This is a genomic window from Jiangella endophytica, assembly GCF_003427025.1.
Lineage (GTDB): Bacteria > Actinomycetota > Actinomycetes > Jiangellales > Jiangellaceae > Jiangella > Jiangella endophytica.
In genome coordinates this window covers 130,120-152,393 of record NZ_QVAI01000008.1, presented here as the reverse complement: position 1 = coordinate 152,393, position 22,274 = coordinate 130,120, and the positions used below count along the sequence as shown (strand labels likewise).

Here is a 22,274-nt window from a genome sequence, read left to right as displayed (position 1 = left end):
CTCGGAACGCGAGGAAGGCGCGGAGGGAGGGCCGTCGCCGGGCGCGGCGCGAGAACCTCATCGGTGCGCGATCCGCGTCCGCGGGCGGTCCTCGCGTTCCGGACCGAGAGCGTGTTCGAGAGGATCGACTCGCGGTGGTGAAGGTGCGTCGTTGCTGTCTTGCTGGTAGGGCGGGTGGGACTCGAACCCACGACCCAGGGATTATGAGTCCCCTGCTCTAACCGGCTGAGCTACCGCCCCGGGAGCGGCGAGTGAACGCTCGCGCCCGAGAACCTTACCCCGACGACGGCGGGCGGCGTCCCGCTCGGGCCAGGGCGTCCTCGGCCTGGGCGATCAGGGTGGCGACGAGGTCGCCGGCCGAGGGGAGGTCGGTGATGAGATCGACCCCCTCGCCCGCCCAGACGGGGAGCGGGGGTATCGCGCCACGCGCCACGTCGTCCTGGTAGTCGCGCAGGGCCTGGGCGTCGCCGGCGAGGTCGGTCTCGCGGTCGCGCCACCGGTCGAGGTAGGGATGGCCGAGGGTGCGGGCCGGGTACCGCGACGGCCAGGGGGAGCCGCGGGCGATGTCGAGGACGGTGCTGCGCTCGGTGTCCGCGGCCGATCCTTCGACGATCGCCCGGACGATGGCGGGATCGGCCAGAGACTCGGTCGTGGCCTGGAACCGCGTGCCGATCAGGGCCCCGGCCGCACCCAGCGCCAGGGCGGCAGCCACACCGCGGCCGTCGGCGATGCCGCCGGCCGCCAGTACCGGCACGGGCGCCGCGAGGTCGGCCACGACGGGCACGAACGGCAGCGTCGACCGGCCGTTCCGGGCGCCGTGCCCGCCGGCCTCGGTCCCCTGGACCACGATGACGTCGGCGCCCAGGTCGACGGCCTGCCTGGCCTCCTCGAGGTCGGTGACCTGCAGGATCAGCGCCGCACCCGCCTGACGGATCCGGGCGGCGTACGGAGCGGGGTCGCCGAAGGACAGCATGACCGCCCGCGGACCGTACTCCAGCGCACGCTCGACCGCGCCGTCCTGGATGCCCCAGGTGAGGAACCCGACGCCCCACGGCAGCGCCGGGTCGGACGCGACGATCGGCGCCTCGCGATCGAGCCACGCCCGGTCGCCCAACGCGGCGCCCAGCATCCCGAAGCCGCCGGCGCGCGACACGGCCGACGCCAGGGCGCCACCGGCCGACCCGCCCATCGGCGCGAGCGCGATCGGATGCCGCAACCCGAACAGGTCCGTGAACGCCGTCGACAACGTCATGGGGACATCATTGCCAGGGGAGCGGCCCTCCAACCGGGCGCGGACGCCGATGGGAGCCCGACCGGGTCGCCGGGTGCTGCCGCTCGACACAATGACACCGGCCGAGCGCCGTCCGCGCTCGGACATCACCCGCTGAGGGTGGCGCTCGACCGTCGGCCGGACGGTGGGATGGGCCGTGTGTCAGACGACGCACACGGCGCCGATGCCGAGCTGGAGTGGGTGCCGCGGAGGCTGAGGTGGGTCATCGGGCGCTGGCCTGGCCGGATCGCGGCCGGCGGCGCCGCCGCGTGTGTGCGCATCGACGTGTTCGATCGGGCGATGACGGTGGCGGCCCAGGTGTTCAGCTCGGTGCTGCCGATCCTCATCCTGTTCGCGACGTGGTCCGGTGCGAGCGCGACGGACGCGACGGCGCAGGCGCTGCAGATCCCGGACGAGTCGCGGGCGGTGATGGACGACGCGGTGCAGGGCGCGGCGGGGACGGCGTTCGGGGTGGTCGGCGTGCTGATCGTGCTGGTGTCGGCGACCAGCCTGTCGCGCGCGGTGACGCGGGCGTTCACGGCGGTGTGGGCGTTGCCGCGGCCGCGCAACCGGCTCGGCTCGGCCTGGCGCTGGCTGGCCGCGGTCGTCGGACTCGCGTTGTCGATCGTCGTCGTGCGGCAGCTGGCGGTGCTGGCCGGCGAACTGCCGCAGCCGCGGGCCTGGCAGTCGGTGACGGCGTTCGCGGCGGACACGGCGGTCACGCTGTTCCTGCCGTGGGTGCTGCTGGCCGGCGCCGTCCGGCCGCGGCTGCTGCTGCCCGGCGCACTGCTGTTCGCGGTCACGATGCTCGCGGTCCGCCCGGCGTCGGCGGTCTGGCTGCCGCGGGCGCTGGATTCCAGCGCGGACCGGTTCGGCTCCATCGGCGTCGCGTTCACGTATCTGGCCTGGCTGTACGTGGTCTCGCTCTGCTTTCTCGTGACGGCGGTCATCGGCCGGGTGGTCGTGACGGACGACGGTCAGCTGGGCCGCTGGCTCAGGGGATGACAGGCGGACGCCCCGGGGCTGCGGTCCCCGGGGCGTCCGTGGTCGATCCGTCATGGGTCAGGGCCGACCGCGAGGTCCGATGCGGCGATGAGTCCCACAAGGGACAAGGGAATCAGTGGTGTCCGGCGTGGTGCGCGAGCGCCTCCTCGATCGACGGCTCGGCGGGTGCGGCTGCGGCCGAGGCCTTCGCCGCGGCCGGCTCGGCCGGTACCGACTCGGCCGGCGGCGTCTTGCCGACCTCGGACTGGGCCGCGGTGCGGGTCAGCATGCCCCGCTCCCGGCCGGTGATGACGCCGGCGGTGACCAGCTGGTTCGCGACCTCGGTGACGTGCCGGACGAACTGGCCGTGGTTGGCCCACTCGCCCTCGTCGTCGATGAGGTCGTTGATGGTGCAGCCGTCGCCGCGGTCGACGTTGGCCACGAGCGAGTCGAGGCCGCCGATGACCACCGTCGGGCGGGTGTCCGAGTCGGGGCAGGCGTCCCCGTCGCGCTCGACGACGGTGAACGTCACCGACCCGGCCTCGGACTCGTTGCCCGCGTGGTCCGTCGCCCGGTACCGGACGGTGTGCTCGCCGACCGACGAGACGACGACCGGCCCGGTGTACGGCACGAACGCGCCGTCGTCGAGCGAGTAGACGACCGACGCGACGCCGGACTCGGCGTCCGTCGCGGTGACGGTGACGGTCGCGGAGTCGACGTAGGCGCCGTCCGGGTTCTGCTCGCCCGCCACCGACGCCGCCACGGTCGGCGGCGTGGTGTCGTCCGGCTCGGGCGCGACGACGGTGAACGCGACGGACTCGACCGGCGCGACGTTGCCGGCGTTGTCGGTCGCCCGGTACTGCACGGTGTGGTCGCCGACCGACGAGACGACGACCGGCGCCGTGTAGGCGGTGAAGCCGGCGCCGTCGAGGTTGTACTCGATCGACGCGACGCCGGACTGCGCGTCCGTCGCGGTGACGGTCACCGTCGCGGCCCCGATGTAGTCGCCCTCGTCGTTCCGGTCGCCGGTGACGGCGGCCGACGTCTCGGGCGGGGTGGTGTCGTCCGGTTCCGGCGCGACGACGGTGAACGCGACGGACTCGACCGGCGAGGTGTTGCCGGCGTTGTCGGTCGCCCGGTACTGGACGACGTGGTCGCCGACGGCGGAGACGGTGACCGGGGTCGTGTACGGCTGGAACGAGCCGCCGTCCAGCGCGTACGCGATCGACGCGACGCCGGACTGCGCGTCCGTCGCGGTGATCGTCACGGTCGCCGACCCGACGTACTCGCCGTCCGGGTTCTGGTCACCCGCGACAGCGGCCGAGACGTCCGGCGGCCTGGTGTCGTCCGGCTCCGGCTCGACGACGGTGAAGGCCACCGACCCGACCGGCGCGACGTTGCCGGCGTTGTCGGTCGCCCGGTACTGCACGGTGTGGTCGCCGAGCGCGCTGACGACCAGTGGCGTCGTGTAGGCGGTGAAGCCGGCGCCGTCGAGGTTGTACTCGATCGACGCGACGCCCGACTGCGCGTCCGACGCGGTGATCGTCACCGTGGCCGACCCGACGTAGTCGCCGTCGGCGTTCTGGTCGCCGGTGACGGCGGCCGACGTCTCGGGCGGGGTGGTGTCGTCGGGCTCCGGTTCGACGACGGTGAAGGTCACGGACTCGACCGGCGAGGTGTTGCCGGCGTTGTCCGTCGCGCGGTACTGCACCGTGTGCTCGCCCAGCGCCGTCACGACGACCGGGGTCGTGTACGGCTGGAACGAGCCGCCGTCCAGCGCGTACGCGATCGACGCGACGCCCGACTCGGCGTCGGTCGCCGTGACCGTCACGGTCGCCGACGCCACGTAGTCGCCCTCGTCGTTCTGCTCGCCGGACACGGTCGCCGAGACGTCCGGCGGGGTGGTGTCGTCCGGCTCCGGTTCGACGACGGTGAACTGGACGGCCTCGACGGGCGCGACGTTGCCGGCGTTGTCGGTCGCCCGGTACTGCACCGTGTGGTCGCCGACCGACGAGACCACGACGGGCGCGGTGTACGGGGCGAACGCGGCGCCGTTCAGGCTGTACTCGACCGACGCGACGCCGGACTGCGCGTCCGTCGCGGTGATCGTCACGGTCGCCGACCCGACGTAGTCGCCGTCGGCGTTCTGGTCACCGGACACGGCCGCCGAGACGTCCGGCGGGGTGGTGTCGTCCGGCTCCGGTTCGACGACGGTGAACGCCGCCGACTCGACCGGCGCGACGTTGCCCGCGTTGTCGGTCGCCCGGTACTGCACCGTGTGCGCGCCGATGGCCGAGACCACGACGGGCGCGGTGTAGGCCTGGAAGGCGCCGCCGTCCAGCGCGTACTCGACCGACGCGACGCCGGACTCCGCGTCGGTCGCCGTCACGGTGACCGTCGCCGACCCGACGTAGTTGCCGTCGTCGTCCTGCTCGCCGGAGACCGCTGCCGAGACGTCCGGCGGAGTGGTGTCGTCCGGCTCCGGCTCGGCGACGGTGAACTGCACCGACTCGACCTCGGAGGTGTTGCCGGCATTGTCCGTGGCGCGGTACTGCACCGAGTGGTCGCCGACCTCGTCGACCACCACCGGGGCGGTGTAGGGCTGGAATCCGAGGTCGTCGATCTCGTACTCGATGGTGTCGACGCCCGAGCCGGTGTCCGTCGCGCTCACCGTGACGGTGGCCGATCCGACGTAGTCGCCGTCGGCGTTCTGGTCGCCGGTGACCTGCGCGGACACCTCCGGCGGGGTGGTGTCCTCGGGACCGTCGGTGACGACCAGCAGACCGGTCATCGAGCCGTGCCCGGGGAACGCGCAGAAGTAGCGGTAGACACCCGGCGTCAGGACGACCTCGACCTCGTGACGTCCGCCGTTCGGGTCGAACGGGTTCGCCGTGATGTCGAGGACGACGTCCTGGTTGTACTGCGGGTCGCCGGTCTCGAACGTCAGCGTGTGCGGCATGCCGCTGGTGTTGCCGGTGGCCACGCTGTTCTCGAAGACGATCGTCGTCGGCCCGGCCACCGCCGTCGTCGGGGCCGTCCCGTACGCCGTCACGCTGTTGTTGCCGGTCCAGGTGAGTGTCTGCGCCGCCGCGGTCTCGGCCGCGCCGGCAGAGGCGGACGACGTCGACGTGGCCGCCGGCGCGCCGCGCAGGGCGGCGGCCGTCGGTACCAGGCCGACGGCCATGAGGGCCATGGTCAGCACCGCGACGACGACGCCCTGGGGCGTCACCCGCCGGCGGCCGGACCGGCCCGTCGAGGGATGGCGGCCGGTGAGGTCCGCCCAGAGTCGTTGAAGCATGAAGTGCCGCACCTCTTTCGTGAATCCGCGAGACGCCGAGCGTCCCGGCGGCCGAGGCCCGCCGGGACGGGCGCGACCCGGGGGTAGGTCGCGCCCGCACCGGCCGGCCGCCGGGGGGCTAGAGCTCCCGGACCCGGATGTTGCGGAACTCGATCAGGTCGTTGTTGCCGTGGTTCTGCAACCCGATGTATCCGCTGAGGAACTGGCGCAGGTCGGTCGGCGGGTCACCCGCGCGCGACGACGCGATGCCAGGCACGTTGTCGAACTCGTTGATCACCGCGCCGTTGCGGATGATCGTGTAGTGCTGGCCCTCGACCCGGATCTCGTAGTCGTTCCACTCGCCCTTCGGCGTGGCGCCCGAACCGGGCAGAGCGATCGGGTCGAAGTTGTAGACCGACCCGGTCTTCTGCACCTCGCCGGTGGCGCCGTCGTAGATCTGGATCTCCTGGCCGCAGTAGATCGCGACCCAGGCCGGCGAGTTCGCCGCGGAACCGACGCGGCCGCACTCCGGCCGCTCCGCCAGCGGTTGGTTCGGGTTCGGGAACCGGATGAACACACCGCTGTTGGCGCGGGTGGTGCCGGGCGAGACGTCGCGGAACTGCAGCCGCACCGAGTAGTCGGCGAACTCCCGCTCGGCGTACCAGAGCATGCCCAGCCCGCCGCGGCTGATGATCGTCCCGTCGCCCTGCAGCTCGAAGAAGCCGCCCGGCGCCTGGGCCCAGCCCTCGAGGGACTCGGCGGTCCCGTCGAAGATGGCGTCCCAGCCGGTGTCACCCGGCTTGCCGATCTCGGACTGCGCCGCGAGCCGGGTCAGCGTGGCCTTCTCGCGGGCCGTGATGATCCCGTCGGCCGACAGGCCGTTCGCGACGTCCGTGACGTGCCGGACGAACTGGCCGTGGTTCGGCCAGCTGCTCTCGTCGTCGATGAGGTCGTTGATGGTGCAGCCCTCGCCGACGACGTCGTTGGTCACGCCGGTGTCGGTGTCGCGCAGCCACACGGTGCCGCGGTCGTCCGGCACGGCGCAGCCGACGGTGACCTCGACCTCGGTGGTCATGGTCTCGCCGTCCGCGTACGTCACGGTGAGCGTCGCGGTGTACGAGCCCACCGCGGCGTAGGTGTGCCGCGGGTTCGCCTCGTCCGACGTGGCGCCGTCGCCGAAGTCCCACGCGTAGGACACGCCGCCGGAGCGGGCGCCGGTGAAGGCGATGGTCAGCGGCTTGTTCTGCACGGCCGTCGCCGACGCCGACGCCACCGGGGTGGCCGGGCCGCCGTTGTAGACCACGCGGATCAGCTTCTGGTTCGGGGTGAGGCTGAAGAACCCGCCGCTGTAGTCGGACATGTAGAGCGCGCCGTCCGGGCCGAACCGCGACGTCATCATCCAGCTCTGCAGCTGGTCGTTGGCGCCGCCGTGCGGGATGATCGAGGTCAGGTTCTCCGCGAACAGCGGCGGGGCCTGCTCCTCGATGCCTTCGGGGTCCACGGTGACGGCGATGCGGCTGCTCGAGCCGCAGTTGTCACCGAGGATCCACTTGCCCTCCCAGTACGACGGCCACGAGACCCCGCTGCCGGTGTCGACCAGCGACTCGCGGAACGTCGGGCCGGTCATGACGGCCTGGCAGCCGCCGCTGCGCATGTACGGGAACCCGTAGGTGGCGTCGTCGTTGTCGTACGTCGGGACGCCGTCGCCGCGGTCCGGGAAGTCCGGGTTGCCGCCCTGCGGGGAGTACCAGATCATGTTGTCGCGGGCGTCGGGGATGTCCACCAGGCCGGTGTTGCGCGGCGAGGTGTTCAGCAGGTTGCCCTTGCAGTCGTACCAGTCGGTCAGCACCGTCGCGTCGGTGTTGCTGCGGTCGCGGTACGGCTGCCGGTTGCCCATGCAGAACGGCCAGCCCTGGTTGCCCGCCGACGTGATGATCGTCGCCGTCTCGTACTTGGCCGGGCCGAGGTCCGCGTTCGGGCCGCCGGCGTCGGGGCCGACCCAGGCGGCGTGCAGGTAGTCCGTCACCGTGTCCACGTACAGGGTCGAGATGTTGCGCACGCCCATGACGTAGATCTCGGCCCGGGTCTTGCCGCCGCCCTCCTCCTGGCCGGTGAACAGGTTCCCGTCCGGGATGGTGTAGGTGCCGTCGGGTTCCGGGTGGATGCGCAGGATCTTGCCGTTCAGGTCGTTCGTGTTGCCCGACGTGCGGCGGGCGTCCTGGAACGAGATGCCCGCGAACTCCTGGGTCCAGTTGTTGCCGGAGTACCCGCTCGAGCCGCCCGACGAGTTGGCGTCGCCGACGCCGATGTACAGGTTGCCCTCGGAGTCGAAGTCCATGCCGCCGCCCGCGTGGCAGCAGCTGTGGATCTGCGTCTCCCACGACAGCAGGTCCTCGCGGCTGCCGAGGTCGATCTGCTGGGTCTGGTGGTCGTAGGTGAACCGCGACACCGTCCGGTCGCCGACGCGGCGGACCTTGTCGATCGACTCGTACGGCATCCAGTAGACGTACATCCAGCCGTTCTCGGCGAACGCCGGGTCCAGCGCGATGCCGACCAGGCCCTCCTCGGTCTTGACCAGCTCGCCGCCGCTGCCGCGGTTGCCGAACACGTCCAGCGTGGTCAGCAGCTGCACGTCACCCGTCTCCGGGTCCCACTGGTGGATGGTGCCGCAGCCGCGGCCGACGTTCGCGTTCTCCCAGGGGACGACGGGGCCGGTGGCGCAGGCCGCCTTGCCGATGTAGAAGACGGTGCCGTCGGCGGCGACGTCGAGGCCGTGCGGCTCGCCGTTCTGGTCCAGCTGCCCGGTCTGGTTCACCGCGGACAGCCGCTCGACGTCGTAGTTCGCGCCGATGGTGGCCTGGCAGTCGCCGCGGACGAGGCCCGTGGCCCACTGCAGCGCGCCGGTGACGTGGCTGCGGAACTCCGCCTCGTCCCAGCTCTCGGCCGTGCCGCCCATGCCCGTGTAGAAGGAGCGGCCGCCGTCGTAGTCACGACACCACGAGATCGGGTGGAACGCGCCGTTGGCGCCCTCGCCGGGCTCGTAGGTGCGCTCCTGGACCTGTGCGACGGTATGCACGGTGCCGACGGGGTTCGGGGCCCAGTTGGTCCACCGGTCGGTGCGGGTCAGCGTCAGCGGCAGGCCGTCGTTGGCCGGGTGCTGCCGGTCGACGATGCTGACGGTGGCCTCCTGCGGCTGCACCGGCTCCGGCTCGACGACCTCGCCGGCGAACAGCTGCCACTCGGCCAGCTGGGTGATGGTGTCGCCGGAGTTGCGGGTGATGTCGAGGCGGTAGTGCAGGTACTCCGTGGTGTTGGCGAACTCGTAGGCCTTGACCTGGAACCGCTCCGGGAAGTCCTCGTTGGTGCGGCGGTCCAGGTCGACCCACGTCGTCCCGTCGTTCGAGCCCTGGATCGTCCAGTCCTGCGGGTCGCGGCCGGCGGAGTCGTTGGCCGACGCCAGCGCGTACTGGTTCACCGCGGCCGGCTCGGTCAGCCGGACCGTGATCTGCGCCGTGCGCACGAACCCCAGCCACTTGGTGTTGACGTTGCCGTCGACGACCTTCGCCGCGTCCTCGTTGGGCGGGTTGTTCGCCGTGGCGCTGACCGCGGCGATGTCGAGCGAGTCCGGCAGCGCGCCGACCGGCCGGGTACCGATCAGCCCGGTGAACCACTCCGACCGCTCCTGCGCGCGCGACGCGTCGCCGATGCCGAGGAAGCCGCCGCCGTCCTCGATGTAGGCCTCGAGCGCGTCCTCCTGCGACGGCGACAGCTCGGTGCCCATGGCGGACAGGAAGACGACGCCCCGGTACGCGGCGAGCGTCTCCGCGGAGAAGCTGGCCGGATCGGTCGACACGTCGACGCCGAGGCCGCTCGCGGCGCCCAGCTCCTGGACCGCCGCGACTGCGGTCGCGACGGGATCGTCCTGCTCGTCGGCTGGGCCGTGGAAGACCAGCACCTTGGCGGCGCCGTCGGCGTTGTTCGCCTTGGCGGCGCTGAGGGCCTGGCGGGCGGCCGGGCTGGCGTTGTCCGCGGCGTCGGGGGACTTCGCGGCCGGCGCGCTCGAGGCGCTGGGCGAGGGCTCGGACGGTTCGGGCTGCTCGGGCTGCCCCTGCGCGGGCAGCGCGCTCACGCTGAGCGCCAGGACCGCCGTACTCGCCAGGACGAACGTCCGGCGCCACCGTGCGGATCGCGCCGGTGGTCCTCCCTCCGGACGGACGAGGCTGGTGCGTCTCATCGTTGCTCCTTCGAATCGATGTGCGCTCGTGCCTGTGCGTTCTCGGCCCTGATCGATGTGGGTGGTGTCGTGCGGGCGCTCGGCGACTAGCCCGCGTGGCCCTGGTGGCCCCCGTGTCCTCCGTGGAACCGCTCGATCGCCTCCTGTGCGTGGTCGGGGATGCTGCCGTCCTCGTTGCGGACCAGGAAGACGCCGGCCATGCCGCCGTCGGAGTGGAACTGCACGTGGCAGTGGTACATCCACGCGCCCGCGCCGACGCCGTCGCCGGCGATCACCTGGAACCCGAACGAGCTGCCGGGGTTGAGATCCTTGTTGTCGACGGCCTGGGTCAGGTCGTTCGGCCCGTCGAGGTACCCGGTCCGGTTGTCGGCCCAGCGGTGAGCATGCAGGTGGAAGGTGTGTTCCATGCTTCCGTGGCCGATGCACAGCCACTCCACGCGCTCACCCAGGACGGCGTCGAACATCGGCGTCATCGGCGCCATCAGGTTGTTGATCGTCATGTCGTTGAACACGACGACGAACGTCTTGTCCGGCAGCAGGTCGCCCTTGCGGCGCACGATGAGACCGCCGTACAGGCCCTTCTGGAGTCCCTGGGTGCCGTGGTCGCCGCCCAGCGCGTGGTCGTGGTAGTGCCAGTAGCCGGCCGTTCCCGGCAGCCAGCCCCGGCCGCCGGCCGAGGTGCGTTCCTTGCTGCGCCACACGTAGGTGCGCGTCTCGCCGGGCTCGTTGAAGGAGGCGTTGAACGGGGACCCGTCGGAGAAGACGTCGTAGTCGACGCCGTGCGGGTGGATCGAGAGCCGCTGGCTCGTCGTGTTGACCAGCGTGATCTCCAGGGTGTCGCCCTCGACGATCTCCAGCAGCGGGCCGGGGATGGTCGCCTCGCCGGGTGCCAGCCCGTAGCCGAACCGGCCGCCGGACAGCGCCTCGGCGTAGATCGTCACCCGCTGGGTCGTGCCGGCGGCCCGGGCCGTGCGCAGCCCGGGTACGGCGGCCGAGCTGGGGCTCGACGGCGCCGCGCTCGTGCTCGCGGCGACGGCGGGGAAGGCCGCACTCGCGACCGCGCCGGCCAGCACCGACCGGCGGGAGAGGTGCCCTAACCAGCCGCGTCGGACGGGGTTGTCAGCCATGGGGTCTCCATTCCGTGAGTCCCGGGGCGCCTGCACCGGAGACCGGGGGTGGGGCCGGCACCACCACCACCGCAGGGCATGGACGACCCCCGACGGTCGCTGATTCGCACCGACCCGTACATGGCTCCGCACAGTAAAGGGGCTTTTGCATGCACGTCAACAGAAAGTTTCACGTTCGTCGACAAATGCTCCCTTGGTAACGCTTCGGGCCGACTGCGTTCCAGATCCGATTCGGTCGAAAAGGCGCTGGTATCGCCATTGGTGAACTTCGTCCCGGCCGGAATCTCACGTGCGCGTGGGTGGGCGGCCGTCCCTGGCCGACTTAGGTCGAGCGACAGGGGACTTTTGCAAGTTACCGGGAGGTAACGGTTGTGTCGGTGGTCGCTCGCTAGGTACCGTCCCAGTCGTCAGTGGTGTGGGTCACCGCAGGGCAGGGCCGGAGCCTGTGTGACCTCGCCGCGGACGAGCGCACCCGGTGGCCCCGCATGGCCGCCGGGCCGAGGTCGTTCGTCCGAGGTGAGGTGGTCACCATGCACCGGGGCACTTACCGGGTCACATCGACCGGCCCTGCTCCGGCCACTCGCCCGCCGCCGAGTCGTTCACCGCCGGCCCAGCAGGGGCCGGTCCGCAGAGGGTGTGACGGCTGCATCGTCGCCGGTGGGCGTGCGGATCCGGGTCGGACGCGGGTCGCGTCGCCGGCCGTACCGCAGTCGGCCGGCGCAGCGGTGACCCGCGGCTCGGCGACCGTCAGCGGGTGCCGGCCAGCGCGAGCAGCGCCAGCACGGCCACCAGGCCGGCCGACAGCCGCAGGCTGAGGTTCGGCTGCTCCGGACCGAGCAGCCAGCGGCGCAGTCGGGCGAGCGACCGCAGTCCGGTGAAGCTGGGAGTCACGGCACCCCTCCAGTCCGCGACCGGCACGCCTCGCCGGCGCGAGAACCGACGTCGATGCCGGGCGCATTCGACCCAGACCGGGAATTCCTATGCGGCGCCGACGCGAATTGCCGGCCGCCCAGCGGCCGGCGGTTCAAGCGGCTGGAAAAAGGGAGCCGCAGGGATCGGGGGCCGTTCACACGAATGGGAGAACCCTCAGGATCGCTCACCTGGAAACGGCCGTCAATACCCGCTTTCGCGAAGTGAGCGGGCGGGTCAGCGCGCGCGGATGCGTGGATTCATGCACGCGATGAGCGCGCCTGGTGGCGGAGTGTCTTCGCGCCGGGTGACGTCAGCGCCGACATGTGCCTCTGACGTCACCCGGCGCGAAGGGAACACCGGTGCCCTGAGCAGTCCCGCCTGAGCCGACGGCCGGGGCCGGGCTCAGCCGGCCCAGCCCCAGTGCCGTCGCTGGGCGTCGACGGCCCAGGCGGAGATGCGGCGGCGGTCGGCCTCGGGCGGCAGCGGCGAGCGGCCGCCGTCGAGGGCCGTCCGTACCTCCGCCTCGACCGCCGTGATCTCGACCGAGACCTCGTCGCGGGCGACCTCGCCGCGCTTGACCGCGAGCACCCGCTCGCGCTCGTCCGGGCGCAGCGGCAGGCTGAGTCGTCCGTCCAGCGCGATCTCTCGGCCCTGGTAGGCCAGCCGCAGCGCGTGGCTGCCGTACTTGACGTCCCAGCCGTAGCGCTCGATCAGTTCGGGCCGGTTCGGCACCCGGTTGCGCCTGCCGCTGCCGAGCATCCGCTCGTGCTGCGCCGTCATGTAGCCGAGGAACCGTTCGGCCGCCTGCCGCGACAGGAACGCGCCGGCGAGCGCCCGCAGCTCCGTACCGAGCGGGCTGACGACGACGAGGTCGGCCTCGGGCGCGTACAACGGCAGCAGCACCGTCGGGTTGCCCTTGAGCGCCAGCTTCAGGTACTTGCGCAGGGAGTAGAGGACGAGGTCGGTGTCGCCGTGGCCGGACCGCACGCCCTCGGGCTGGGTGCGCCAGACGTAGTGCGGCTGCCGGGGGAGCAGGCCGACGACCGACTCGGGAGGCTCGATGTAGACGCCCATCTCGTCGTGGTCGTCGGTGCCGGCGATGGCGATGCCGTGCACGCCCGAGCCGACCACCGAGCGCAGGATCTCGTTGGGCAGCGCGACGTCGGGGTCGCCGTACTCGACGTTGGGTCGCCGGGTCGTCTCCATGACGCCATGGTCGCGTCCGGACCGGCCCCGGGGCGAGTGATTTACCGTCCGGTGCGGCCGTCGATCAGGCGAAGGACTCCGGGACCATGCGGACGGTGACGCAGACCCGGTTCCAGGCGTTGATCGTCGTGATGACCATGATCAGCTGGGCCAGTTGCGGGTCGTCGTAGTGGGCGCGGGCCTGCTCCCAGACGTCGTCCGGCACCCGGGGCGCGCCCTCGCTGAGCCGGGTCATCGACTCCGCGAGCGCGAACGCCGCCCGCTCGGCCGGGCCGAAGAACGGGCCTTCGCCCCAGGCGGCGACGGCGTAGACGCGGGCCGGGGCCTCGCCGCCCTTCACGGCGTCGTGGCTGTGCGAGTCGACGCAGTAGGCGCAGCCGTTGACCTGGCTGACCCGCAGTTTCACCAGGTCGAGCAGGCCGGCCGGCAGATCGCCCTCGTGGGCGCGGCTGTCGAGTGCGGTGAGTGCCCTGTACGCCGCGGGGGCGAGGGCGGCGATGTCCATACGCGTCATGCCGTCACCGTACGGCGCTACATTGGTCTCTTCACAGTGACAATTCCCGTCTGATTGATTGGTCCATTGGAGTTCCACGTCAGCCTCGACGGCGCGGGCGACCTCGCCGCGCGGATCTACCGATCCCTGCGCGACGGCGTCCGCGACGGCCGGCTGCGCCCCGGCGACCGGCTGCCGCCGTCGCGCGAGCTGGCCCGGACCCTGAACGTGTCGCGCGGCACGGTGGCGACGGCGTACGAGCGGCTGAGCGCCGAGGGTTTCCTCGTCGGCCGGGTCGGGGCGGGGACCTTCGTCGCGCCGGGCGCGGCGGCCGGCGCGTCCCGCGTCGCCGCTCGAACCATGCCGGCCGGCGGACTACGGCCGCGGCCGGGCTGGGACGGCGCGCCGAGGTCGCCCGGGCCGCATACGGCCGCCCGATACGACTTCCAGGTCGGCGTCCCGGACACCCGGCTGTTCCCGTACGACACCTGGCGGCGGCTGGTCGCGGCCGAGTGGCGGCAGGGCCGCGAGCCCGTGGGCTACGCCGGCCCGGCCGGTCATCCGGACCTGCGCGCCGCCCTCGCCCGGTACGTCGGCTACGCGCGATCGGTGCGGGCCGGCGCCGACGACGTCGTCGTGACCAGCGGTGCTCAGCAGGCCCTCGATCTCGTCGCGCGTGTGCTGCTCGCGCCGGGCGACGTCGTGGCCGTCGAGGAGCCCGGGTATCCGCCGGCGCGGGAGGCCTTCGAGTCGTACGGCGCGCGGGTGGTCGGCGTGCCGGTCGACGGCGACGGGCTGGTGGTGTCGCGGCTGCCGCGCTCGGCTCGGCTGGTGTACGTGACGCCGTCGCACCAGTTCCCGCTCGGCGTCGCCATGTCGCTGCCGCGCCGGCTCGAGCTGCTGGCCTGGGCCGGCGCTCACGACGCCGCCGTCGTCGAGGACGACTACGACAGCGAGTACCGGTTCGCCGATCGGCCGCTGGAGCCGTTGCACGGCCTGGGCGGTGGCGGACGGGTCGTCTACGTCGGGACGTTCTCGAAGACGCTGCTGCCCGGGCTGCGGCTCGGCTTCGCCGTCGTGCCGCCGTCGCTGCGTGACGCGGTGCGCACCGCCCGCCGGCTGGCCGACGGCCACGGGCCGGTGGCCACGGAGGCCGCGCTGGCCCGGTTCATGGACGAGGGGCTGCTGGCGCGGCACATCCGGCGGACGGCGAAGGTGTACGCCGAGCGGCGGTCGCTGTTGCTGGCCGGGCTCGAGGGTGGTGGGCTGGCGCCGTACCTGGAGGTCGTGCCGTCGGCGGCCGGTCTGCACGTGTGCGCGCTGCTGCGCTCCGGCGACGGCGCGGTCGTGCGGGCCGTCGCCGCACGGGCGCGGGCCGCCGGTGTGCGCGCCGAGACGCTCGGCAGATACCAGGCGGCGCCGGGCGGGCCGGCCGGCCTGGTGCTCGGGTACGGCGCGATCGAGGCGGCGGACCTGCCGGCCGGGCTGGAACGGCTCGCGGCGGCGTTCCGGGCGGTCACACCGGGCTGAACCCGCCGCCGGTCAGCACCGGGACGACGTCGGCGGCGTCGCGCTCGGCCGCGATGGCGACGTCGCCGGGATAGCCGTACGCGATCAGCTCGCGGCCGGACGCGCAGTCGCGCAGGGTGGCGGCGAGGTCGGGCGCGGCGTCGGCGGCCGCGCGCGCGGCGATCGCCTCGGGAGAGAGGTGCGCGGCGCCGAGCGCGGCGACGATCGCGCCGGCTCCGAGCAGGTCCTCCAGCGCCGGGCGCAGGGTGCCGTCCGGCCAGCGCTCGCCCGCCGGGATGACGCCGACCGGCCGGTCAGCGGTGCCGTAGCCGGCGGCCGTCAGCCAGCGCCCGACGGCCGCCGCGTTGCGCAGGCAACCCGCGACGACGGTGACGGCGGGATCGTCGCCCGCGGCGGCCGCGATGGCCGACCCGTTCGGCGACGGCAGCACCAGCCGCGGCGTGACCGGCGCGGCCCGCAGCGCCGCCGGCGACAGCGACCACGGCGACCGCGGGCTCGCCTCCTTCCGGCCGACCGCGAGCCTGGCGCCGACGGCGTCCGCGTAGGCCGCCGCCGACTCGTCGCGCCAGGCGTACGGAAACACCGTTGTGCCCGCGTCGGCCGCCACCGACACCGCCGTCGTGAACGACAGCACGTCGACGACGACCAGGCAGGCGACGTGCGGGGCGAGCCGCCCCGCGCCGGCCGGGCCCCAGTCGACGCGCACGCCGTAGCCGTCCTGGTCCCATGCACCCACCCGCTGATTCTCGCCGACCTTGTCGGGGCCGGGTGGTTGGGTGGGGCCATGGCGGACCTGAAGGCTGAGCTGCACCGCAAACTGCACGAGGCTCGCGAGGGGCTGATGTCCAAGCTCGACGGGCTGAGCGAGTACGACCTGCGCCGGCCGCTGACGCCCACCGGCACCAACCTGCTCGGGCTGGCCAAGCACCTGGCCGGGGGCGAGTACGTCTACCTCGGCACGTCCTTCGGCCGCACACCGCCCGAGACCCTGGCGTGGGAGGAGGACGGCTCGGTGTGGGAGGGCGCCGACATGTGGGCGACACCGTCGGAGTCCAGCGAGTACATCCTCGGCCTGTACCGGCGGGCGTGCGCGCACGGCGACCTGACGATCGAGGAACTCGGCCTCGACACTGCGGGCCGGGTGCCGCACTGGCCGGCCGAACGCGCCGACACCACGCTCGGGGTGCTGCTCATCCGCATGCTGGCCGAGACCGCCCGGCACGCCGGCCACGCCGACATCGTCCGCGAGCTCATCGACGGCAAGGCCGGCGCCGACCACGACGAGTTGGGCGATGCCGCGACGTGGAGTACCTACCTCGCCCGCGTCCGGGCGGCCGCCGACGCGTTCGCGCCGCCGCCCTGAGCCGGCGTACGCGGCTCGACGTAGGGCGTACGCGGCTCGGCGTACGGGAGATCGGTCTGCTGAGCGGACGCGCCGCGGGGGCCGGCTCTGAAGACTGACCGGCATGTCGATGCGTGCCCTCGCCCGAGTCCTGTCCACCGTTGCCGCCACCGTCATCGTCACCGCCGTCGTCGCCGCGCCCGCACCGGCCGTGGGTCCGCCGGAGCCGGGCGTCGTCCGGGTCGACTCGGGCTGGCTGCGCGGCAGCGTGGCCGGCGACCACGTCACCTACGCCGGCATCCCTTACGCGGCGCCGCCGGTGGGGGAGCGGCGGTGGCAGCCGCCGGCCGGCACCCGGCCGTGGCGCGGCGTCCGCGATGCCACCACGCCGAGCCCGTTCTGTCCGCATCGCGCGGGGCGGGACGTCGTCGCCGGGCAGGAGGACTGCCTGTACCTCGACGTCACCGTGCCGGCCGGCGCCGGGCGCGGCGACCGGCTGCCGGTGCTCGTCTGGCTGCACGGCGGCGGCTTCACCACCGGCGGTGCGCGCGAGTACGACGGTGCCCGGCTCGCCACCGCGGGCGACGTCGTCGTCGTGACCGTGAACTACCGGCTCGGCGCGCTCGGTTTCCTGTCCGCACCGTCGCTCGACGCCGTGGGCGGCAACTACGGGCTGATGGACCAGGCGGCGGCGCTGCGCTGGGTCCGTCGCAACGCGGCGCGGTTCGGCGGCGACCCGGGCAACGTCACGCTGGCCGGCCAGTCCGCGGGCGCCCGCTCGGTGTGCGCCCAGCTCGCCTCGCCCGAGGCACGCGGCCTGTTCCACCGGGCGATCGTGCAGAGCGGCGCCTGCGACAACCCCGTGCCGACGCTGGCCGAGGCGCGGGCGTTCGGCGAACGGGCGACGACCGAGCTCGGGTGTGCCGAGGCCGCCGACGTGGCGGGGTGCCTGCGCGACCTTCCGCTGGACCGGCTGGTGGCCGCGCTCGCGGGAATCGGGACCGACCTGACCGCCCGGGTCGCGGACCGGCCGTGGAACCCTGTCGCGGGGACGCCGCTGCTGCCCCGTCAGCCGGCCGACGCCCTGCGCGACGGCTCGGCCGCTCGGGTCCCGCTGCTGACGGGCGCCACCAGGGACGAGATGCGGGCGTTCGTCGTCGGTGAGACGGTGACGGCGGACGACTACGCCACGCTGCTCACCGACGCGTTCGGCGCCGACGCGGCGACGGTGCTGGCGGAATACCCGCTGGGCGATGACGACCCGGCGGTCGCGCTGGCGACGGTGCTGGGCGACTGGGGCGCGTGGATCGGCGCCTGCCCGGTGCTGCGCACGGCCGAGGCCGCCGCCGTCCACCAGCCGGTCTACGCCTACGAGTTCGCCGAGGACAGCGGCGTGGTGGAGCAGGGCTTTCCGATGGGCGCGTTCCACGGCCTGGAGCTGCCGTACCTGTGGGACCTGGACCTGGCCTGGGACCCGTACCCGCCGCTGGGCCCGGACCAGGAGCGCCTGTCGGCGACGATGATCGACTACTGGGCGGCGTTCGCCCGCACCGGTGACCCCAACGGTCCCGGCCGCACCTCCTGGCCGGAGCTCGGTGCGACCGGTACCGTGCTCGGCCTGTCGGCGGACCACGTCGGCCCGGCGCCGTTCGCGGCCGGCCACCGCTGCGACCTGTGGTCGGCGCTGCCGCGATGAGTTCACCGGCCGCGGGAGGTCGGTACGGCTGACGAAGGAGGTCCACGATGGGCAAGGTCCTGAGCCACATGACGATGTCGCTGGACGGCTACATCGCCCAGCCCGACGACGGGATCGGCGAGCTGTTCGAGTGGTACGAAGCCGGTGACGTCGCCGTCGAGAATCCCAACGAGACCGTCAGGTTCGCCGTCGACGAGGCGAGCGCCACGGTGCTGCGGGAGCTGACCGAGAACGTCGGCGCGCTGATCGCCGGCCGGCGCCTGTTCGACATCGCCGACGGCTGGGACGACCAGCACCCCGCCGGCTCACCCGTCGTCGTGGTGACGCACCGCCCGCCCGCGGACGCCGCCGAGAGGTGGCCCACCACGACCTTCGTCGACAGCGTCGAGGCGGCGGTCGAGCGGGCGAAGCGGATCGCCGGGGACAAGGACGTCACGATCGCGAGCGCGAACATCACCCAGCAGGCACTCGCCCTCGGCCTGCTCGACGAGGTCTGCGTGAGCCTCGTTCCGGTGCTGTTCGGCGAGGGCATCGCGTACTTCTCGACCCTCGAGGGCGGACACCAGCTGCTCGAGGACCCGGTGGTCGTGCAGGGCCGGCGGGCCCTGCACCTGCGCTATCCGGTCCGACGCTGAGGAGGGTGGGTCCCGCGCCTGGACCGCAACCCGCCGGGCCGCGCCGGCACTGCGACTTTGGTCTTCCGGTCCGAACCCTTCGGCGGATGCTGGCGCCGGACGGCCCGCATAGCGTCGATGCCATGCCACTCCCACCCCGACCGGCCCGCGCGTCCCAGGCACCCCGACGGATCGCCTCGGTGCTGGCTGTCGCCGCGCTGGCCCTGACCGGCCTCGCCGGCGGGACCAGCACGGCGTCGCCGGACGACCCGGCCGCCACCTCCAGCCCGTCCGTGCCTGCGCCCGTCCCCGACCCGGTCGACTGGGAGGAATGCGGGAGCGGCCTGGACTGCGCCACCGTCGAGGTACCGCTGGAGTACACCGACCCCGACGGCGAGCAGATCCCGCTCGCCGTGACCCGGCACCGCGCCACCGATCCGGACCGGCGCATCGGCAGCCTGTTCATCAACCCGGGCGGCCCGGGCGTGCCCGCCACCGAGACGGTGGCGTCCATCGACGCCGCCAACGACGCGGGCCCGTACTCGCCCGACGTCGTCGCCCGGTTCGACGTCGTCGGCGTGGACCCGCGCGGTGTCGGTGAGTCCGGCGCCGTGCGCTGCCTCACCGACGAGCAGCGGGCCGAGCAGGCGGCCGAGGACCGCGACCCGACCATCCCCGGCGGGAAGCCGTTCGGCCGGCTGCTTCTCGACGCCCGCACCTTCACGAAGGGCTGCCTGGACCACCAGAGCCCCGCGTTCCTGGCGAGCCTGTCCACCGACAACGTGGCGCGAGACCTGGACCAGGTGCGCGCCGCGCTCGGTGAGGAACAGATCACCTTCTACGGCGCCTCCTACGGCACGGTGGTGGGGCCCATGTACGCCACGCTGTTCCCTGACCGCGTCCGCCAGATGGTCATCGACGCCCCGGTCGACACCGAACTCTGGCAGCACGACCCGCTGCGGCTCCTCGACGAGGTCGCGGTGTCCAACGAGGAGACGCTCGACGCCTGGTTCGAGACCTGCCGCGCCGAGGGCGCGGAGGTGTGCGCGTTCGGCGACGCTGACCCTGAGGCCGCGTTCGACGACCTGATCGCCGCCCTGGAGGCGGAGCCGCTGCAGGTCCCGCCGGTCGAGGGGCTCACGCCCGGCGGCGCGCTCGACGGCGCGATGGCGCTCGAGGGCGTGCGAGCCGCCGCCGGCAACCGGGTGCTCTGGCCCGTGCTCGCGGCGGGGCTGCTCGGCGCGCAGCAGGGCGACGGCACGTTCCTGCATGTCATGGTCTCGAACGTCACGGTCACGCCGTTCGGCGGTCCGTTCGCGACCCTCCAGGAGCCGCATACCGGCGTCCGGTGCGCCGACTGGCCGGAGCTGGGCAGACTGCCCGAGCATCGTGCCGCGGCGAAGAAGATCGACGCACGCGGCGAGCGGCTGGGCAGCCGGGCCGCCTACAGTGCCCTCAACTGTGCGCTGTGGCCCGCCGAGAACGAGGACCGGTTCACGCAGGAGCTCACCGGCGCCGGCGCCCCGCCGATCCTGGTGGTCGGCGGCCGCCTGGACAACGTCTCGCCGCACCACTGGGCCGAGGCCATGACCGCGCGTCTGGAGGACGCCGTCCTGCTGACCCGCGAAGGCGTGGGCCACACCTCGTACCGCACCAGTGGCCCGTGCGTCGACGACGCGGTCGACGCGGCGCTCATCGACCGGACCCTCCCCGCCGACGGCACCGTCTGCGCCGTACCGCCTGGCACCACCCGGCCGCCCGCCCCGCAGGCGGGGTAGCGGGAACCGTGCCTCAACCCGGTGGCACGCGACGTCAGCCATCCCACGCGACGGAGTGGCCGTCTTCGCTGGTAGGGCGGGTGGGACTCGAACGGACGACCCAGGGATCATGAGTCCCATGCGCTGACCGGCTTCTGCTCAACCATCGTCGTCCGTGATCATCAACCGGTGGCGACACCATGGTCTCGCCACCGGTTGATGACGATTGATCTCCAGCACGCGCCGCGGTGTCGGCGGTGGTGATGGGTACGGCGCTGTTTATATCGCCAGAGCAGCACCTTCAGGGCCATGACTGCGGGTGCTGCGCCGGGGCAGGCGATCGTGTGCGAACCGGACAGTCGCGGGAGGCGAGGGTCGGGCGACGGCGGTCGTGGTGTGGATGCCGAGCAGGTCGGACGGGAACACACCATCGTCCGCGTCACTGGCCAGGGCCTCATCCGCAAGTGGATCAAGAACTGCTTCGATCGGGCACTGCCGCTGCCGCTGCCGCTCGTGGCCGTCGCGATGCTCAGGTGTCGGTTCATGCCGGGCGCTCAGCTCGACTCACCGGTATTCGTGGCTGACCTCGCACAACTACCGCAAAGACGACGGCAACCGTCATGGATGAATGCCGGGTTCGCCGCTCGGGCAGGTGGCCGACCAGATCGGGCAAGCTTGCGTGTCGATGACGCAGGACAGCTATCAGGGCCGGCGCGCCGCCACCCCCGGCCGCCGCTGAGGCGCTGGACGTGAAGTTCCGCAATGCGGCGGAAGGCGAAACCATGGGCTGCTGTGTGGAGCCGAATAGCCCCCTGGCCTGTGACCTTGGGTGTTGGCTCCCGCACCTGGACTCGAACCAGGAGCCCTCTGATTGGCGGCAGGGCTCTCTCATTGGTCCTCAGCGTCTTGTTTTCGGAGCTCTGGCCAGCGGCGATGCCGATCCGGCTTCCTCGAAGGTTCTCGTCGGTTCGCGCCGCCGTCGCTTCATTTCCATGGGCCAAACCATGGGTTCTGGGACCGGTCCGGGGTTCGCCGGCACTCGGCGTTCGATCTCATCCCCAGTCGCCCCGGCCAGTGCTACCAACACCGGGCCGGGGACTTGATCCCAACCTGAATCAAGCAGGGAGAGACCCGTGGTGAACCCACCGGACCCCGAGAAGCGACATCATCGCCCGCATGCCGTTCGTTGACGAGATGGTCGGTGAACTCGTCGCGCACCACTGGCACGGCACGCCCCAGATCGATCTGGAAGTCAAGCCGCCCGAGAGCCAGCAGTACGCGAAGGTCGGCTTCAACCTGCGCGAGGCTCGCCAGGCCGCCGCCGAGCTGTTGCAGCTCGTGGACATTGCGCAACAGGCAATGTGGACACCCGTGCTGCTGGCGGACGTGCGGGAGCACTACCTGCCCGGCGCTACCGACGCCGAGATCATCGAACGGCTGACCCGGCTCGCCGAACGTGACGCCGGTCTGGAGCTGCGTTTCGTCCGGCCGGTTGTACCCGCAGGATGGCCAGGCGCTCACGGCGGCGACCCACCGCGGACGCGTCGACCGCGTCGTCGAAGCAATGTCGGCCGCGCACGACTCGCTCACGGAGATGCAGTCAGTGATTGGTGATCTGCGCACCATCTACCCCGGGCCCGGCCAGTAGAGCCCGCTGCTCCTTCCCCTTCCCTCAATTGCCGCCCCAGGCCGATCGAGCCGTGTCGAGGGTCGACGAAGCCGATCACGTCGTGACGCGAAGCGCCCTTGATTCGCGACGTGGAGGCCGGACATCGAGGCATGAAGGGGGATGGGGTCACCAGCCGCTTCCAGGCGGGGCGTGAGGCCGAGCG

15 protein-coding genes and 1 tRNA gene are annotated in these 22,274 nt (G+C 72.6%); 7 read left to right on the top strand and 9 right to left on the bottom strand.

All coding sequences use genetic code 11. The annotated features are described in order from the left end of the window. Window positions 1-163: 163 nt before the first annotated feature. Window positions 164-240 (bottom strand) — tRNA-Ile (locus DZA62_RS17760). 34 nt (window positions 241-274) lie between these two features. Beyond that, on the bottom strand, window positions 275-1,252 hold the full coding sequence (locus DZA62_RS17755; protein WP_116950247.1) for an NAD(P)H-dependent flavin oxidoreductase: 978 nt from the start codon (window positions 1,250-1,252) through the stop codon (window positions 275-277). Between the two features lie 177 nt (window positions 1,253-1,429). On the opposite strand from DZA62_RS17755, the gene DZA62_RS17750 reads away from it, so the two are divergent. After that, window positions 1,430-2,275 (top strand): YhjD/YihY/BrkB family envelope integrity protein, encoded by an 846-nt coding sequence (locus DZA62_RS17750; RefSeq protein ID WP_157987739.1) that lies wholly within the window; start codon window positions 1,430-1,432, stop codon window positions 2,273-2,275. A 112-nt stretch (window positions 2,276-2,387) separates the two neighbouring features. Here DZA62_RS17750 and DZA62_RS17745 read toward each other — a convergent pair whose 3' ends face one another. From DZA62_RS17745 to DZA62_RS17725, 6 genes are all read right to left on the bottom strand, one after another. Continuing rightward, window positions 2,388-5,438: an OmpL47-type beta-barrel domain-containing protein gene (locus tag DZA62_RS17745; RefSeq protein WP_456298830.1), complete on the bottom strand. Its 3,051-nt coding sequence runs from the start codon at window positions 5,436-5,438 to the stop codon at window positions 2,388-2,390. A 232-nt stretch (window positions 5,439-5,670) separates the two neighbouring features. Continuing rightward, complete coding sequence (locus DZA62_RS17740) at window positions 5,671-9,765, bottom strand: ThuA domain-containing protein (protein WP_116950246.1); 4,095 nt, start codon at window positions 9,763-9,765, stop codon at window positions 5,671-5,673. A gap of 86 nt (window positions 9,766-9,851) precedes the next feature. Further along, the gene (locus DZA62_RS17735) at window positions 9,852-10,892 is read right to left on the bottom strand and encodes a multicopper oxidase domain-containing protein (RefSeq protein WP_116950245.1); all 1,041 of its coding nucleotides are present in this window, start codon (window positions 10,890-10,892) and stop codon (window positions 9,852-9,854) included. Window positions 10,893-11,639: 747 nt separating this feature from the next. After that, window positions 11,640-11,783, bottom strand: a complete 144-nt coding sequence (locus DZA62_RS35780) for a hypothetical protein (protein WP_157987737.1) — start codon at window positions 11,781-11,783, stop codon at window positions 11,640-11,642. 423 nt (window positions 11,784-12,206) lie between these two features. Further along, on the bottom strand, window positions 12,207-13,010 hold the full coding sequence (locus DZA62_RS17730; protein WP_116950244.1) for a nucleotidyltransferase domain-containing protein: 804 nt from the start codon (window positions 13,008-13,010) through the stop codon (window positions 12,207-12,209). A gap of 64 nt (window positions 13,011-13,074) precedes the next feature. Beyond that, window positions 13,075-13,524, bottom strand: a complete 450-nt coding sequence (locus DZA62_RS17725; protein ID WP_116950243.1) for a carboxymuconolactone decarboxylase family protein — start codon at window positions 13,522-13,524, stop codon at window positions 13,075-13,077. Window positions 13,525-13,590: 66 nt separating this feature from the next. Between DZA62_RS17725 and pdxR the strand changes: the two genes are divergently transcribed. Then, window positions 13,591-15,033, top strand: coding sequence for a MocR-like pyridoxine biosynthesis transcription factor PdxR (gene pdxR, locus DZA62_RS17720; RefSeq protein WP_116950242.1), 1,443 nt, complete (start codon window positions 13,591-13,593; stop codon window positions 15,031-15,033). On the opposite strand, the gene DZA62_RS17715 is transcribed toward pdxR, so the two are convergent. After that, entirely contained in the window at window positions 15,020-15,769 is a 750-nt protein-coding gene (locus DZA62_RS17715) for a 2-phosphosulfolactate phosphatase (RefSeq protein WP_116950241.1), read from the bottom strand. The genes pdxR and DZA62_RS17715 overlap by 14 nt on opposite strands. A 48-nt stretch (window positions 15,770-15,817) precedes the next feature. On the opposite strand from DZA62_RS17715, the gene DZA62_RS17710 reads away from it, so the two are divergent. The 5 genes from DZA62_RS17710 (at window position 15,818) to DZA62_RS35775 (ending at window position 22,056) form a co-directional block, all read left to right on the top strand. Further along, complete coding sequence (locus DZA62_RS17710) at window positions 15,818-16,396, top strand: DinB family protein (protein ID WP_116950240.1); 579 nt, start codon at window positions 15,818-15,820, stop codon at window positions 16,394-16,396. A gap of 103 nt (window positions 16,397-16,499) precedes the next feature. Beyond that, a complete protein-coding gene (locus DZA62_RS17705) occupies window positions 16,500-18,071 on the top strand; it encodes a carboxylesterase/lipase family protein (RefSeq protein ID WP_198663891.1) in 1,572 nt (523 codons plus the stop codon). Window positions 18,072-18,118: 47 nt separating this feature from the next. Next, window positions 18,119-18,706 (top strand): dihydrofolate reductase family protein, encoded by a 588-nt coding sequence (locus DZA62_RS17700; RefSeq protein ID WP_116950239.1) that lies wholly within the window; start codon window positions 18,119-18,121, stop codon window positions 18,704-18,706. A gap of 122 nt (window positions 18,707-18,828) precedes the next feature. Beyond that, complete coding sequence (locus DZA62_RS17695; protein ID WP_116950238.1) at window positions 18,829-20,463, top strand: alpha/beta hydrolase; 1,635 nt, start codon at window positions 18,829-18,831, stop codon at window positions 20,461-20,463. A gap of 1,155 nt (window positions 20,464-21,618) precedes the next feature. Continuing rightward, the gene (locus DZA62_RS35775) at window positions 21,619-22,056 is read left to right on the top strand and encodes a hypothetical protein (RefSeq protein WP_157987736.1); all 438 of its coding nucleotides are present in this window, start codon (window positions 21,619-21,621) and stop codon (window positions 22,054-22,056) included. The last annotated feature ends 218 nt before the right edge of the window (window positions 22,057-22,274 follow it).

Excerpts from the sequence above, each read along its gene's own strand:
- DZA62_RS17745 (WP_456298830.1), bottom strand. The coding sequence starts at position 5,438 with ATGGCCGTCGGCCTGGTACCGACGGCCGCCGCCCTGCGCGGCGCGCCG.
- DZA62_RS17735 (WP_116950245.1), bottom strand. The coding sequence starts at position 10,892 with ATGGCTGACAACCCCGTCCGACGCGGCTGGTTAGGGCACCTCTCCCGC.
- DZA62_RS17700 (WP_116950239.1), top strand. The coding sequence starts at position 18,119 with ATGGGCAAGGTCCTGAGCCACATGACGATGTCGCTGGACGGCTACATC.
- DZA62_RS17740 (WP_116950246.1), bottom strand. The coding sequence starts at position 9,765 with ATGAGACGCACCAGCCTCGTCCGTCCGGAGGGAGGACCACCGGCGCGA.
- DZA62_RS17725 (WP_116950243.1), bottom strand. The coding sequence starts at position 13,524 with ATGACGCGTATGGACATCGCCGCCCTCGCCCCCGCGGCGTACAGGGCA.
- DZA62_RS17730 (WP_116950244.1), bottom strand. The coding sequence starts at position 13,010 with ATGGAGACGACCCGGCGACCCAACGTCGAGTACGGCGACCCCGACGTC.
- DZA62_RS17710 (WP_116950240.1), top strand. The coding sequence starts at position 15,818 with ATGGCGGACCTGAAGGCTGAGCTGCACCGCAAACTGCACGAGGCTCGC.
- DZA62_RS17755 (WP_116950247.1), bottom strand. The coding sequence starts at position 1,252 with ATGACGTTGTCGACGGCGTTCACGGACCTGTTCGGGTTGCGGCATCCG.
- DZA62_RS17705 (WP_198663891.1), top strand. The coding sequence starts at position 16,500 with ATGTCGATGCGTGCCCTCGCCCGAGTCCTGTCCACCGTTGCCGCCACC.
- DZA62_RS35775 (WP_157987736.1), top strand. The coding sequence starts at position 21,619 with ATGCCGTTCGTTGACGAGATGGTCGGTGAACTCGTCGCGCACCACTGG.
- DZA62_RS17695 (WP_116950238.1), top strand. The coding sequence starts at position 18,829 with ATGCCACTCCCACCCCGACCGGCCCGCGCGTCCCAGGCACCCCGACGG.